Here is a 13604-nt window from a genome sequence, read left to right as displayed (position 1 = left end):
TCGTCGTGTTTTTCCGCATTGCAGCGGAAATTCAGTCCGGATGCTCTGGAATCCGGGGTGATTCGCACCCCATATTCCACGCAAAAAAGTGCGGGCCGGGACTGTCCGATCCGCACTGTCAGCGTCTTGTTGCCCGCCAAACTCGCCCAATTCCGCCGGTTTCGTGCGCTATGCGAACCGGACCCCGAGCGATGAGGGGGACGGACCGTCCCATCCGGGGAGGACAGGAACGAACCGATTTCGAGCCGCCCATATAGGAAAAGGGGGCGGCTTTGTGAAGGGGGTCAGGTGAAGAGATGCCGCTCCGCCCTGATCGCCGCGACCAGCCGATCCAGTTCGGCGCTGCTGTTGAACAGGGCAGGCGTCACGCGCAGCACCGGTCCGGATGCGAGCCCGGCCTTGGCCACCACCAGCAGGCGATATTTGTCGAGGAACAGCTTGGCGGCCTGTTTGGCGCCATCCGGCCCCTTCATGCCGGGCAGGCGGAAACCGGTGACGGCGCCGAAGCGGTCGGCCTCCTGCGGCACCAATATCTCCAGTCCGGCGATGTCGCGGACCCGCTCGACCCAATAGTCGCGCAGCCGGACGAGATGGCGATATTTGGCCTCCAGTCCGATCGCATCCTGCACCGCGATGGCGCGCGGGATGGTCAGGCGGGCGGCGAAGTCGACCGTGCCGGTCGGGATGCGCGCGCGGATATCTTCCGGCCCATGGATGCGGTTGCCGAGCCAGGGGGAAATGTCCTGCAGCCGGTCCTTGCGGATATAGATGCCGCCGGTGCCGAGCGGCGCGGCCAGCCATTTGTGCAGCGAGAAGCCGATGAAGTCGGCGCCGGTGTCCTCGACCGTGAAGGGCAGGTGACCGACCGCCTGGGCGCTGTCCAGGATCACGTCGACGCCGCGCGCCTTGGCCATGGCGACGATCGCCTTGACCGGGGGCACCAGCCCGTTGCGATTGGACAAATGGGTGAGCAGCAGCAGCTTCGCGCGCGGCGTTTCCTTCAAGATCCTGTCATAGGCCGCCAGGATATTCGCTTCCGTATGCGGCTCGGGCAGGCTGAAGCGGACAATGCGGGCGCCCCGGCTCTGCTCCAGATAGTCGCAGGCATATTGCATCTCGTCATAGTCGACATCGGCGTAGATTACGGCGTCACCGGCCTTGAGCAGCGCATAATTGGCGATCAGCGCATAGAGCGCCTCGGTGCCGCCGCCCGACAGCGCGATCTCCTCGGTCTGCGCGCCGAGCAGCTTTGCCACGGCCGTGCGCGACCGGTCCAGCTCGGCGTCGCGCGGATGGCCGGGCGCGGCATTGCGCAGGAACAGCGAATTGTTGCGGTTCACCCATTGCGAATAGGCGCGATAGCTGGCCGCCACCGGCCGGGTCATCACCCCATAATAGGCCGCGTCGAAGGTCGCGAAATCCCGCTCCACGTCATAGAGGGGCAGCAGTGCGCGCTGTGCCGCCTCGAAATCCGCCATGTCGCCGGCGAAGCGGAAGGGGGCCTCGTCGGGCCAGCCATCTGACGGTCCGGTCGTGGCCGCAACCGCGCCATCCAGCCCCAGGCTGACACCGAAAGTGACACCCAGTGCGCCGCCTGCCCGTCCGATAAAGCCCCGCCGCGTAACCATCTTGCCCCCGATGAATGTCGTTATTTTATACCATAACGTAATGACGCGCGAAATCCGCCAGCGCCGTCCGCATCAGGAGCCGGATGGCGTTACAGGTGTCACCTTCGGTGTCACGATCGGCGGCGTGGCGGGTGGGGCCGGTGCAATCTTGACCGTCTCGAACCGCTCCTTGCGCCGCACCCCGTCCAGCGAGGGCGCGACGGCGGCCGCGGGCGGCGGCGCTGGCGTCGCGGTCGGCACGCGCTGGCGCATGCATTCGGCCTTGCTCGGGCGGGGGAACTGGCTGCAGTTCCACAGTGCGCGCTGCAATCCGTTGCCGACATAATGGATATAGGCGAAGCTCATCGCCTCAAGCTGGGCGTCGTTGAGCGGCAGGCCGGTCGGGACGGCGCCGCCGCGCCAGCCCATGATCCGGCATTCGGGCCGGCCGGCACAGAAGGTCTCGGCCAGCGCGGGCCAGCTTTCCGGCGGGCTGCTGCGATTGAGTTCGACCAGGAAGCTGCGTCCGCCCGGTGCGATCGCGATCAGTCGGACGCCGCCGATCGTCTTGCCCAGTGAGTCCGATCCGATGGCGCGTTCCGGCCTGGCGGCCAGCGCGTCGGCGGCTTCGGTCGCCAGCACCGGCGGCATGCCCGGAAGACCGCTGCCCGGCAGGCCCTGATGCGCGGCGGACAGGCGGGCGATGCGGGCGATTAGCGGTTCGCCACCGGCTTCGCCCAGGCGGAAGGCAGGCGGCGTGCCCCACCAGCCGCGCCAGCGAAAGAACAGATGCGTGCCGACCGCGGTGATCTTGTCCAGACTGCCGCTCCAATAGGGCACGACCCAGTCGGTATGATAATGGGTGGCATAGCCGACCGCCTTGAACACCTTGCCGGCCAGCGCGCCGCGGGCAATCTCCCGCGCCCGTGCCCAGGCGCCGATGGATGGCGTGCGGGCCAGTGCGCCGTCGCAGGTGAAGGTGAACTGGCAGCCGGTGGTCCGTTCCTGCCCCTGGAACACCACGCCGCAGACCGTCTTGGGGAAGGCCGGGTGGCGCACGCGATTGAGCACGACCTGTGCCACCGCCTGCTCGCCGACCGCATCGTCGCCCGCTTCGTAAAGCTGGGCCGCCGCCAGGCAGTCCGTGGCGCGGGCAAGGTCGCTTTCCGATCCGCGGAACAGGAACGGTCGGGCCGATGGATTGGGATCGCGCGAAAAGGGGATCTGGGCGTTGAGGTCGCGGGCCTGCTCGGGGCCGAGTGCAAAAACTTTGACGGGTTCGACCGCGGGCGGTGGCGTTGTGGGGCGGCGCAAACGGGCGGCCGCTACAGCCGCCAGCCGGCGGCCCTGCGCCGCCTCGTCGCCAGCGCGCGGCCGGCTTTCCCAGCCGGCCACCGCCATGGGCAGACCGACGAACAGCAACAGCCATATCAGCCACATCGCGCGATGTGGCCGGTCAGGGAAAGTGCCGTCGGTCATGCCCTAGGCTTTGTGCCGTTTATTCGGGCAGGAAGTCGGGCACCGAGAGATAGCGTTCGCCGGTGTCATAATTGAAGCCCAGAACGCGGCTGCCCGCGGGCAGTTCCTTCAGCTTCTGCGCGATCGCGGCGAGCGTGGCGCCCGACGAGATGCCGACCAGCATGCCTTCCTGGCTGGCGGCGCGACGTGCATAGTCCTTCGCATCGGCCGGATCGACCTGGATCACGCCATCGAGAATCTGGGTGTGCAGGTTCGCCGGGATGAAACCGGCGCCAATGCCCTGGATCGGGTGCGGGCCGGGCTGGCCGCCGCTGATGACCGGCGACAGGGTCGGCTCGACCGCATAGACCTTAAGGTTCGGCCACTGCTTCTTCAGCACCTCGGCGGTGCCGGTGATATGGCCGCCCGTGCCCACGCCGCTGATCAGCACGTCGATCGGCGCGTCGGCGAAATCGGTGATGATTTCCTGCGCGGTGGTGCGGACATGCACGTCGATATTGGCGGGATTCTCGAACTGCTGCGGCATCCAGCTATCGGGCGTCTGCGACACCAGTTCCAGCGCCCGTTCGATCGCGCCCTTCATGCCCTTTTCGCGCGGGGTCAGGTCGAAACTGGCGCCATAGGCCAGCATCAGCCGGCGGCGTTCGATCGACATGCTCTCGGGCATGACCAGGATCAGCTTGTAACCCTTGACCGCGGCCACCATGGCCAGGCCCACGCCGGTATTGCCCGACGTTGGCTCGATGATGGTGCCGCCCGGCTTCAGGTCGCCCGATGCCTCGGCCGCCTCGATCATGGCCAGCGCGATGCGGTCCTTGATCGACCCGCCGGGGTTCGACCGTTCCGACTTGATCCACACTTCAGCGTCCCCGAACAGCCGGTTGACCCGGACATGGGGGGTATTGCCGATGGTATCGAGAATAGTGGCAGCTTTCATTGGGCCGTCTCCTGGCTGATGTCCGCCTCCCTTAAGTCGGGTGGGTCGAAAGTGCGTGCAAGGCGCAGTTCGGGAAAGAGCCGCGCCCAGAATATCGTGACGAGAATGGCGCCCACGCCACCCCCGATGACCGCAGCGATAGGCCCAACGAGCGCTGCAAGGAAGCCCGATTCCGCTTCGCCCAGTTCATTGGAGGCGGAAATGGTCAGTTGCGACAGGCTGGAGACGCGGCCGCGCATCGCATCGGGCGTGTGCAACTGCACCAGCGACTGGCGCACGAACACCGACACCATGTCGGCGCCGCCCAGCACGATCAGTGCTGCGATGCCGGCCTCCACCGCGATGTCGCGCGGCAGGAAGGCGGTGCAACCAAACGCGATCGTGGCCAGGCCGAACAGGATGACCGCCGCCAGCATCTTGAGGCCGACCTGCGTCTTCATCGGCCGGAAGGAGAACCAGAGCGCGGTCAGCGCCGCGCCGATCCCCGGCGCGATCGCCAGATGACCATAGCCGGTCGACCCGACATGCAGGATGTCGCGGGCATAGACGGGCAGCAGCGCGGTCGCACCGGCCAGCAATACCGCGAACAGGTCCAGCGTGATCGTCGCCAGCACCAGCCGATTGCTCTTGAGATAGGTGAAGCCGTCGATCATCTGGCGGATCGGATGGCGGCCCTGCTGGCGCGGCGGCTGGGGCACCGGCCCGATCATCATCATCGATATGAGGCCGACGCCGAACAAGGCCGCCGACAGTGCATAGGCGGCCCAGGGCTCGATCGCATAGGCATAGCCGCCCACCGCCTTGCCGAGGATGTCGCCGGTCTGCCAGGCGACCGACGACAGGGCGATGGCGGTCGGCAGCACGGCGGGCGGCACCAGATTGGGCGCCAATGCCCCATAGGCCGGCCCGTTGAACGCGCGGGCGATGCCGACGATGACCGCGATGCCAAATATCAGCGACAGGCTGACCCAGCCCTCATAGGTGGCAAAGGCCAGCACGGCTGCGGCGAGCATCAACAGCGCCAGCGTCAGCCGGGTGATGATCCGCCGGTCGAAATGATCGGCCACCCAGCCGGTCACCGGCGTCAGGAAGAAGAGCGGCAGGAACTGCGCCAGGCCGATGAGGCCAAGCTGCGCCGATGCCTCGCCCGTGCTCATCGTCTCCCGCGCGACATTATAGGCCTGCCAGGCAAGCAGGATCATCATGCTGTACTGCGCCAGCGTGGCGCAGAAACGGCCGACCAGATAGGCGCGGAAATTGCCGAAATGGAGCGGGTGGGGTGCAGCAGCCGAGGAAGACATGGCCGCGCTCTAGCCTTATCCCGTGGCGGATAGCAACGGGCCGGACATAATCGACCGGCCCGTTGTCCATGTTACTGGCCCATCCTTATTTGAACAGGCTGCCCAATATGCCGCGCACCAGCTGGCCGGCGATGCCGCCGCCCGACGATTTGCGGCTTGATCCGCCGAACACGGCGCGGCCCAGTTCATTGGCGACCTGACGGCCTACCGAAGACGCCGCTGAGCGGGTGGCGGACTGCACCGCCTTGTCGAGACTGCTGGGCTTGGCCGCCTCGCGCGCGGCGGCGGCGTCACGCCGGGCCTGCTCCTTCAACTCCTGTTCGCGCTGCTTGGCCTCGACCTTGGCCTGGGCGGCGGCGGCCTTGTCGGCCTCGACCTTAGCCTTGGCAGCCTGCGCAGCGGCAACGGCGGCCTCGCCGCGCGCGGCCAGGATTTCCTCGGCGGATTCACGGTTGACCGCATTGTCATATTTGCCGTCGCAGGGCGAGATCGACTGGATGATCGCCCGCTCCTTGGCATCGACCGGACCCAGGCGTGAACGGGGCGGGGCGATCAGCGTGCGCTGGACCACGCCGGGCGCGCCATCTTCCTGCAACAGCGATACCAGCGCTTCACCGGTCTCGAGTTCGGTGATCGCGGTTTCGATGTCGAGATCGGGGTTGATGCGGAAGGTGTCGGCCGCTGCCTTGATCGCCTTCTGGTCGCGCGGGGTGAAGGCGCGCAGCGCATGCTGCACCCGGTTGCCGAGCTGGCCGGCAATGGCTTCGGGAATGTCGATCGGGTTCTGGGTGACGAAATAGACGCCCACGCCCTTGGAACGGATCAGGCGCACCACCTGCTCGATCTTGTCCTGCAATGCCGCCGGCGCGTCGTCGAACAGCAGATGGGCCTCGTCGAAGAAGAAGACCAGCACCGGCTTTTCGGGGTCGCCCACTTCGGGCAGCGTCTCGAACAATTCGCTCAGCAGCCAGAGCAGGAAGGTGGCGTAGAGCTTCGGGCTCTGCATCAGCTTGTCGGCGGCAAGCACGTTCACATAGCCGCGCCCCTTGTCGTCCACCTTCAGGAAGTCGTGGATGTCGAGCGCGGGCTCGCCGAAGAAATGGTCGCCGCCCTGGGTTTCGAGCTGGAGCAACTGGCGCTGGATCGCGCCGACGCTGGCCTTGGTCACATTGCCGAAGCGGGCCGACAGCGTATCGGCATTTTCCGCGCAATAGGCGAGCATGGCCTGCAGATCGCCCAGGTCGAGCAGCAGCAGCCCTTCCTCATCGGCATATTTGAAGGCGATGTTGAGCACGCCTTCCTGCGTGTCGTTAAGGCCCATCAGCCGGGCCAGCAGCAGCGGTCCCATCTCGCTGACCGTGGTGCGGATCGCATGGCCCTGTTCGCCGTAGAGATCCCAGAAGATCGCGGGATTGTCGGCATAGCTGTAATCGGCGATGCCGATTTCCTTGGCGCGCGATACCAGCTTGTCGGCATTTTTGGCGGTCGGCGAACCGGCCATCGAAATGCCCGACAGGTCGCCCTTCACATCGGCCACGAACACCGGGACGCCAAGCGCCGAGAAGCTTTCGGCAATGCCCTGCAACGTCACCGTCTTGCCGGTGCCGGTCGCACCGGCGATCAGGCCGTGGCGATTGGCCCGGCGCAGGTTCAGATATTGGGGGATGCCGCCGTCCTTTTCGGGCGCGCCCAGACCAAGGAAGATGCCGTCGCTCATGGGCTTATGCTCCTCAAAAACGGGTCGGGCCGCGCCCGCCGGACTGTCTGCTCCTTCTTAGAAGGGAGGCAGGCAATCCGGCAAGCGCGGCCCGTAACGATTGTCGCTTTCGCTGACTTACTTGTCGCGCAGGCGGATGGGCAGGAACAACGGCGCCTGGCCGCGACGCAGCACCTGCAGCAGGATGGCGTTGCGACCCTGGGCCGACACCGCCTTCACCTGTGCATCCAGATCCGCCTGGGTCAGCACCGGCCGGTTATTGGCCGACAGGATCACGTCGCCGCGACGCAGGCCCTTGGCGCCGGCGTCGGTCGATCCGTCGACTGCGGTGATGACGATGCCGCGGGTGTCGCCGGCAACGCCCAGCTGGCGGGTGATGCTGGGGGTCAGCGGGATGGCGGAGATGCCCAGCGACTTCTGGGCCGCCTGGGTGTCGCTGCCCTGGTCGCCCTGCTGGCTGAAATCATCATCCTGCTGCTGGGCGAAATTATTGAGCTCGTCTTCACTCGGGCGCTCGCCCACGACCGCGTTCAGGGTCATGCGCTGGCCGTTGCGCAGCAGCACGATCGGCACGCTCGACCCGATCTTGCTGTTGGCGACGATCGACGACAGATTCTGGTCCGGCGTCACTTCCTGACCGGCGACGCTGACGATCACGTCGCCTGCCTTGATGCCGGCCTTTTCGGCGCCCTTGCCAGGCTCGACGCCCTGCACGAACTCGCCGCGATTCTTCGCGAGGCCCAGCGAGTCCGCCATATCCTCGCCCAGCGGGCTGATCTGCACGCCCAGATAGCCGCGCTTGATGCTTTGGCCCTGGCGCAGCGTGTCGACAATCGGCGCTGCCTGTTCCGAGGGGATGGCGAAGCCGATGCCGACATTGCCGCCCGAGGGCGACAGGATCTGGCTGTTGATGCCGATCACGTTGCCGCGCATGTCGAACATCGGGCCGCCGCTATTGCCTTGGTTGATCGATGCGTCGGTCTGGATGAACTTGTCATAGGTGCCACCGGTGCCGCGATGCACGGCAGAGATGATGCCGGCGGTCACGGTGCCCGACAGGGCGAAGGGGTTGCCGATCGCGACGACCCAGTCACCCACGCGCGCCTTGGTGCTGTCGCCGAACTTGACGAAGGGCAGGGGCTTCTTCGCGTCGATCTTCAGCACCGCAAGGTCGGTTGCGGGATCGCGGCCGACCAGCTTGGCGGGATATTCTTCCTTATTGGTCATGGTGACCGTGATGCTGTCGACGCTGGCGCCTTCCGCACCGGCCGACACGACGTGATTATTGGTCACGATATAGCCATCGGCCGAGATCAGGAAGCCCGAGCCAAGCGACTGGGCCTGGCGGGTCTGCGGCTTGCCGCCGCCACCCTGGCCGAACAGGTCGCCAAAGGGCGTGCCGGCGAAGGGATTCTGCACGGTGACGCGCTGCTTGGTCGAGATGTTGACCACGGCCGGCTGCAGCTTTTCGACCATGTCGGCCAGGCTGGCGGGTGCGCCGGCGGGGGCAGCGGCCTGCAGGCCTTCATTCTGGGCGGTCTGCGCGCCGACATTGGAACTGGTCGTGACGGCGATGGCGGTGCCGCCGAGCAGCAGGGCGCCGGTGATGGCATAAGCGTAACGCACTCGTGACGGTCCTCTTCAGAAATTCGGGAGCGGGAAGGGCGGGACTCTCGGGGAGCCTTATCGATGCGCCGCCCTGCCTTAACCGATATTGAATGACACTGGTTCCGTAATGATCCTGAAACCTGCTGTTAGCGGCCCTGGAACTGCTTCAGGAACTCATTGTCCTTCGACAATACCATCGTCGTGCCGCCCGCCCGATCCGGGGCGAAGGTATAACGATAGGCCTGCATGGCGCGATAGAAGTCATAGAAATTCGCGTCCTTGCCAAAGCTTTCCGCATAGATGCGGGCGGCATTGGCGTCGGCCTCGGCGCGAATGATCTGTGCCTGCTTCAGGCCCTGGGCGCGGATCGTCAGCGCTTCTTGCTGGCGCGCGGTGCGCATGCGGGTGAAGGCGCTTTCCAGCGGCGTGCCATCGGGCAGGTCGGCGCGCTTGATCCGCACGTCGACGATCTCGGCGCCATATTGGCGCGCGACCCGGTCAAGCCCGGCCTCGATATTCTGCATCACCTGGCCGCGTTCGGGGCTGAGCAGCGCGGCGAAAGGCCGCTTGCCCAATTCGTTGCGCAGCGCCGAACCCAGGATCGGGCGCAGGGCGTCCGACACCTTTTCCTCGCTGCCGGCCGAAATATACATGCGTAGCGGATCGACGATGCGATAGCGGGCAAAGGCATCGACCTGCAGGCGCAACTGATCGGTCGAAAGCACCTGCTGGCGCTCCATCTCGACCGAGAGCACGCGCTTGTCGATCCAGACGATCTGGTCGAAGAAGGGCACGCGCAGGATGACGCCGGCGCCGGTCTTGCCGAAATCCTCGTTCGGACGATAGCGGTTGATGATCTGCTTGGGCTCGCCGAAGCGGACGATCACGCCCTGCCGGGTTTCCGGCACGATGGTGACGGTGCTGCCGACCAGGATCAGCAGGATGATCGCGCCGATGGCGAGGGCGATGGGATTGCGCAAGCTCACTGGCCTTCCTCCGTCGCATTGGCAGCCGACTGGGGTGTCCCCTGGGCGCGCCGCTTGAGTTCGGGAAGGGGCAGGAAGGGGGTGACGTTGCCGCTTTCGACGATCGTCTTGTCGACGGTGGACAGGACGCCCTCCATGGTTTCGTAATACATGCGCCGGCGGGTCACGTCGGGTGCCAGCCGATATTGTTCATAGACCTTGTCGAAGGCTGCGGCTTCGCCCTGCGCCTTGGCCGTGACCTGCTGTGCGGCGGCACGGGCCTCGTTCAGATAGGTCTGGGCGGTCTGCTGCGCGGCCGACACTTCCTTGAAGGCATCGTTGACGGCAGCCGGCGGGTCGGCCTGCTTGATCGCCACGCCCTGGACGCGGATGCCCGACTTGTAGCCGTCGAGAATCTCCTGCATCCGCTGTTCGACCTGCTGCTCGATCTCGGTGCGCCCCGCGCCCAGCGCATCGTCCAGGCTGACGCTGGCGACCACCGAACGCATCGCGCTTTCCGCCACTTCGCGGATCGATGCGTCCGGGTCGGCCAACTGGAACAGATAGAGTTCGGGATTGCGGATGTTCCAGCGCACCGAATAGGCCAGGTCGACGATATTCTGGTCGCCGGTCAGCACCAGATTTTCGCTCTCCGCGCTGGCCGAGCCGATGTCGATCGTGCGGATTTCCTCGACATCGACCGTGCGCACCGCCTCGAACGGGGCGGGCAGGGTCAGGCTGATGCCGGGCGAGAGGGTGCGGCTATATTTGCCGAGCAGGGTGACGACGCCGCGTTCCTGCGGGCCGACCCGGTGGAAACTGGTCAGCACCAGCCACAGGACGACGACAATGCCGACGGCGATCGGCCACAGCGCCCGGCCGTTCGCGCGCGGCGGCAGGCTACCGAAGCCGCCGCCCTGGCCAAAGCTTTCGCGGCTCTTGCGCAGCAATTCCTCGATTGCGGAGGGGGATTTGCCGCCGGCCGGCTTGCCGGGCTGGGTCCAGGGATTGCGCGGGCCATCACTGCCCCCGCCGGACCCGTTCTTGCCCGGTCCGTCATTGCCCTCAGGCCCGTCACCCTTGCCGCCCCAGGGACCCTGGGCCATGGCGCTCGCGATGCCGGGCATCCACCCGAATAATCTTCTCATGTCATCTCTATAGGAATGGCTGCACGCGAAAAACAGTGCCCTTAACGACGATTATTGCCTAGAGGGCCCAGTCATGACCGATATCGATGATTTTGCCGCCCGCCTGAAGACGCTGACCGATGGCCGTGCCAGCGCGCCGCGGGTGAAGGATGGCGTCATGACCCTGGCGCTCGACGTGGGCGGTCTGGCGCCCGAACGGCGCGATGCCGTGGCGGCCGCCATCCGCGAGGGCGGCCTGATGCTGCCGGGTGTCACCGACGTGCGCATTGCCATGACCGCCGAGCGACGCGCGCCGCGCATCATCGCCGTGGCGTCGGGCAAGGGCGGGGTGGGCAAGTCGACCCTGTCGGCCAATCTCGCCATCGCTTTGTCGCGGCTGGGTCACAAGGTCGGTCTGGTCGATGCCGACATCTACGGCCCGTCGCAGGCCCGCCTGCTCGCCAGCGAGGACCAGAAGCCGCAGGCGCGCGAGAAGCGCCTGTTCCCGGTCGAAAGCCCGCTCGGCATTCCGATGCTGTCGATGGCGCATCTGGTCGATCCGGGCAAGGCGCTGGCCTGGCGCGGGCCGATGGTCGGCAATGCGCTGGGGCAGTTGATCGACGCCGACTGGGGCGACACCGACCTGCTGGTCATCGACCTGCCGCCGGGCACTGGCGACATTCAGTTGACCATGCTCCAGAAGCACAAGCCGGTCGGCGCCGTCATCGTCTCGACGCCGCAGGATCTGGCACTGATGGACGCGACCCGCGCCATCAGCCTGTTCGAACAGGCGCAGGTGCCGATGATCGGACTGGTCGAGAATATGGCCGGCTATGCCTGCCCGCATTGTGGCGAAGTGTCCGATCCGTTCGGCTGCGGTGGCGCGGAAGCGGCGGCGGGCGAGCTTGGCCTGTCCTTCATCGGCCGCATTCCGCTGGCGATCGACATTCGCAAGCGCTCCGACGCGGGTGATCCGCCGGCGGCCGGCGAAGGGCCGCATGCCGATGCCTTCCGCGCCGTCGCCGAAAAGGTCGCGGCCTGGCTGGCAAAGGCCGCCTGATCAGAGGCCGAGGTGCAGGAACTGGTTGAAGGCGCTCGCGCGATAATCGCCGAACGCCTCGCCATTGCCGAAGCCGTGCCGGCGATAGAGCGTCAGCGCCGGATCGAAGGCGGGGCCGCTGCCGGTTTCCAGGCTGAGGCGGGTCATGCCGCGCTGCCGTGCCTGCCCGATGATATGGCGCAGCAGCGCTGCAGCCACGCCCCGGCGCAGATGATCGGGATGGGTGCGCATCGATTTGAGTTCGCCCTGGCCGCCGCCCAGATCGCGCAGCGCGGCGACGCCGGCGATGCTGTCGCCATCCCAGGCGGTCCAGACGCAAATGCCTGGCTGCTGCAATCCTGACAGGTCGAGCGCGAAGACGCTTTCTGGCGGCGATTCCGCCTGCATGCCAGCCAGATGGATGGCCAATAGCGCGCGGGTCGGTGCGCCGCTCAGATCGTCTTTGCGAATATCGAACATGGGCAGGGTCTAGCCGTGGCGCGTGCGGTGCGCCACGACCAAGTCCGGCTTATTTGACGTTGATCTCCAGCGACGGGTCGACCATCGACCGACGCGGTGCTGGCCGGGCGGCCGGCAGCGGCGCAGCGCGGGGTGCGGGCGTATAGCTGGCGGGGATCGGTGCCGGCTGGCCCAGCATGGGCGCGGGGCGGCGCGGCGGCGCCAGCGCGATCTCATTCTGGGTGAAGGCCTGCAGTTCCCGGCCGGCCGGGATGATCGCCGTCTTGCCGGTGATGAAGCCTGCGAACACGCCGGCTGCGATCACGCCGCCGATGGTCGCAGCGGTATTGCCCTCGCCCTCCTGGCGGAAGCTGCCCTTGATCGGGATGCGGCGCCCGGCCACTTCGATATAGCGCAGTTCGATATTCATCTTGCCCGATTTGCCGAACGCGCCCTTGCCGGTCAGCCAGGTCACTTCGCCTACGGCGCGGGCGTTCATCGGGATGACGACATAGCCATCGACCATCACCGGATCGGCGACCGACAGGTCGAACATCGACCCTTCCTTGGCGGTTTTGCTGGACAATTCGCTGTTCATGCGCAGCATGATGGCGGTGTTGGCGGGCAGGACCATGGCCGGACTGGCCTCGGGCGGCTGCATGACGGGCAGCGGCGCATCGGCCTGTGCCAGCAATGGCTGGGCAGTCGCGGACATGATGGCAAGCGCGGTAATGACGACAGACTTCATCTCAGACCCCCTGAATACGGCCCGTCCCCACCGGCCGGCGCGAATCGCGCATTGCCGGGCCTAGCCGGACGCTGCTTAGGAATTGGTTAGGAGCGGCGTGCGCCAGGCCCCTTGTTCGCGCCTTCGCCCTGCCCATATCGGGACCAGAACAGGAGGACCGCCATGCCGCTCACCGCCGCGCAGGATATTGCCGATCTGCTCAACGAAACCCGGACGATCGCGCTGGTCGGCATTTCCGATCGCCCCGACCGGCCGAGCTACAGCGTGATGAAGACGCTGCAGGATCATGGCTATCGCGTGCTGCCGGTCAATCCGCAGATCGCCGGCGAACATGTCCATGGCGAATTCGTCTGGGATCGGCTGTCGGACATCGGCGTGCGGATCGACATGGTCGACATCTTCCGGCGCAGCGAGGCCGCGGGCGAGGTGGTGGACCAGGCGATCGCCGCCGGCGCCAAGTCGGTCTGGATGCAATTGGGGGTGATCGATGCCGATGCCGCGGCGCGGGCCGAAGCGGCGGGGCTCAAGGTCGTGATGGACTATTGCCCTGCGATCGAGATCCGGCGGCTTGGCCTTGCGCCGATCGCGGCGGATTAGCCCTAGGCAGCACGGCCCAG

Annotated in this window: 12 protein-coding genes; 2 read left to right on the top strand and 10 right to left on the bottom strand. The window is 66.4% G+C overall.

Annotation, left to right across the window (positions count from 1 at the left end):
- Positions 1-284: 284 nt before the first annotated feature.
- The 8 genes from A0U87_RS25395 to hflK all read right to left on the bottom strand — a co-directional run bounded on the left by A0U87_RS25395 (position 285) and on the right by hflK (position 10762).
- Positions 285-1628 (bottom strand): aminotransferase class V-fold PLP-dependent enzyme, encoded by a 1344-nt coding sequence (locus A0U87_RS25395; RefSeq protein WP_048939299.1) that lies wholly within the window; start codon positions 1626-1628, stop codon positions 285-287.
- A gap of 72 nt (positions 1629-1700) precedes the next feature.
- Positions 1701-3086 (bottom strand): cell wall hydrolase, encoded by a 1386-nt coding sequence (locus A0U87_RS25390; protein ID WP_048939298.1) that lies wholly within the window; start codon positions 3084-3086, stop codon positions 1701-1703.
- Between the two features lie 19 nt (positions 3087-3105).
- Complete coding sequence (cysK, locus tag A0U87_RS25385; RefSeq protein ID WP_048939297.1) at positions 3106-4023, bottom strand: cysteine synthase A; 918 nt, start codon at positions 4021-4023, stop codon at positions 3106-3108.
- Positions 4020-5324: an MFS transporter gene (locus A0U87_RS25380; protein ID WP_137406118.1), complete on the bottom strand. Its 1305-nt coding sequence runs from the start codon at positions 5322-5324 to the stop codon at positions 4020-4022. The genes cysK and A0U87_RS25380 overlap by 4 nt, the downstream gene beginning before the upstream one ends.
- An 85-nt stretch (positions 5325-5409) precedes the next feature.
- Positions 5410-7041, bottom strand: coding sequence for a helicase HerA-like domain-containing protein (locus A0U87_RS25375; RefSeq protein WP_137406117.1), 1632 nt, complete (start codon positions 7039-7041; stop codon positions 5410-5412).
- Between the two features lie 117 nt (positions 7042-7158).
- A complete protein-coding gene (locus A0U87_RS25370; protein WP_017500403.1) occupies positions 7159-8667 on the bottom strand; it encodes a Do family serine endopeptidase in 1509 nt (502 codons plus the stop codon).
- 128 nt (positions 8668-8795) lie between these two features.
- On the bottom strand, positions 8796-9635 hold the full coding sequence (locus A0U87_RS25365; RefSeq protein WP_004208464.1) for a protease modulator HflC: 840 nt from the start codon (positions 9633-9635) through the stop codon (positions 8796-8798).
- The gene (gene hflK / locus A0U87_RS25360; protein ID WP_170978473.1) at positions 9632-10762 is read right to left on the bottom strand and encodes an FtsH protease activity modulator HflK; all 1131 of its coding nucleotides are present in this window, start codon (positions 10760-10762) and stop codon (positions 9632-9634) included. Before hflK ends, A0U87_RS25365 begins: the two co-directional genes overlap by 4 nt.
- 73 nt (positions 10763-10835) lie before the next feature.
- On the opposite strand from hflK, the gene A0U87_RS25355 reads away from it, so the two are divergent.
- The gene (locus A0U87_RS25355) at positions 10836-11801 is read left to right on the top strand and encodes an Mrp/NBP35 family ATP-binding protein (protein ID WP_048939294.1); all 966 of its coding nucleotides are present in this window, start codon (positions 10836-10838) and stop codon (positions 11799-11801) included.
- On the opposite strand, the gene A0U87_RS25350 is transcribed toward A0U87_RS25355, so the two are convergent.
- Both A0U87_RS25350 and A0U87_RS25345 read right to left on the bottom strand, forming a co-directional pair.
- Positions 11802-12260, bottom strand: a complete 459-nt coding sequence (locus tag A0U87_RS25350; protein ID WP_048939293.1) for a GNAT family N-acetyltransferase — start codon at positions 12258-12260, stop codon at positions 11802-11804.
- 49 nt (positions 12261-12309) lie between these two features.
- Entirely contained in the window at positions 12310-12987 is a 678-nt protein-coding gene (locus A0U87_RS25345) for a hypothetical protein (RefSeq protein ID WP_048939292.1), read from the bottom strand.
- A 162-nt stretch (positions 12988-13149) separates the two neighbouring features.
- On the opposite strand from A0U87_RS25345, the gene A0U87_RS25340 reads away from it, so the two are divergent.
- Positions 13150-13584, top strand: a complete 435-nt coding sequence (locus A0U87_RS25340; protein ID WP_017500408.1) for a CoA-binding protein — start codon at positions 13150-13152, stop codon at positions 13582-13584.
- Positions 13585-13604 lie beyond the last annotated feature (20 nt).

Origin of the sequence: Sphingobium sp. MP9-4, from assembly GCF_005281675.1 — a bacterium.
GTDB lineage: Bacteria > Pseudomonadota > Alphaproteobacteria > Sphingomonadales > Sphingomonadaceae > Sphingobium > Sphingobium yanoikuyae.
Note: the sequence above shows the minus strand (reverse complement) of the source record. Positions and strands in the feature narration are given on the sequence as shown.

Excerpts from the sequence above, each read along its gene's own strand:
- A0U87_RS25395 (WP_048939299.1), bottom strand. The coding sequence starts at position 1,628 with ATGGTTACGCGGCGGGGCTTTATCGGACGGGCAGGCGGCGCACTGGGT.
- A0U87_RS25390 (WP_048939298.1), bottom strand. The coding sequence starts at position 3,086 with ATGACCGACGGCACTTTCCCTGACCGGCCACATCGCGCGATGTGGCTG.
- cysK (WP_048939297.1), bottom strand. The coding sequence starts at position 4,023 with ATGAAAGCTGCCACTATTCTCGATACCATCGGCAATACCCCCCATGTC.
- A0U87_RS25380 (WP_137406118.1), bottom strand. The coding sequence starts at position 5,324 with ATGTCTTCCTCGGCTGCTGCACCCCACCCGCTCCATTTCGGCAATTTC.
- A0U87_RS25375 (WP_137406117.1), bottom strand. The coding sequence starts at position 7,041 with ATGAGCGACGGCATCTTCCTTGGTCTGGGCGCGCCCGAAAAGGACGGC.
- hflK (WP_170978473.1), bottom strand. The coding sequence starts at position 10,762 with ATGAGAAGATTATTCGGGTGGATGCCCGGCATCGCGAGCGCCATGGCC.
- A0U87_RS25355 (WP_048939294.1), top strand. The coding sequence starts at position 10,836 with ATGACCGATATCGATGATTTTGCCGCCCGCCTGAAGACGCTGACCGAT.
- A0U87_RS25350 (WP_048939293.1), bottom strand. The coding sequence starts at position 12,260 with ATGTTCGATATTCGCAAAGACGATCTGAGCGGCGCACCGACCCGCGCG.
- A0U87_RS25345 (WP_048939292.1), bottom strand. The coding sequence starts at position 12,987 with ATGAAGTCTGTCGTCATTACCGCGCTTGCCATCATGTCCGCGACTGCC.
- A0U87_RS25340 (WP_017500408.1), top strand. The coding sequence starts at position 13,150 with ATGCCGCTCACCGCCGCGCAGGATATTGCCGATCTGCTCAACGAAACC.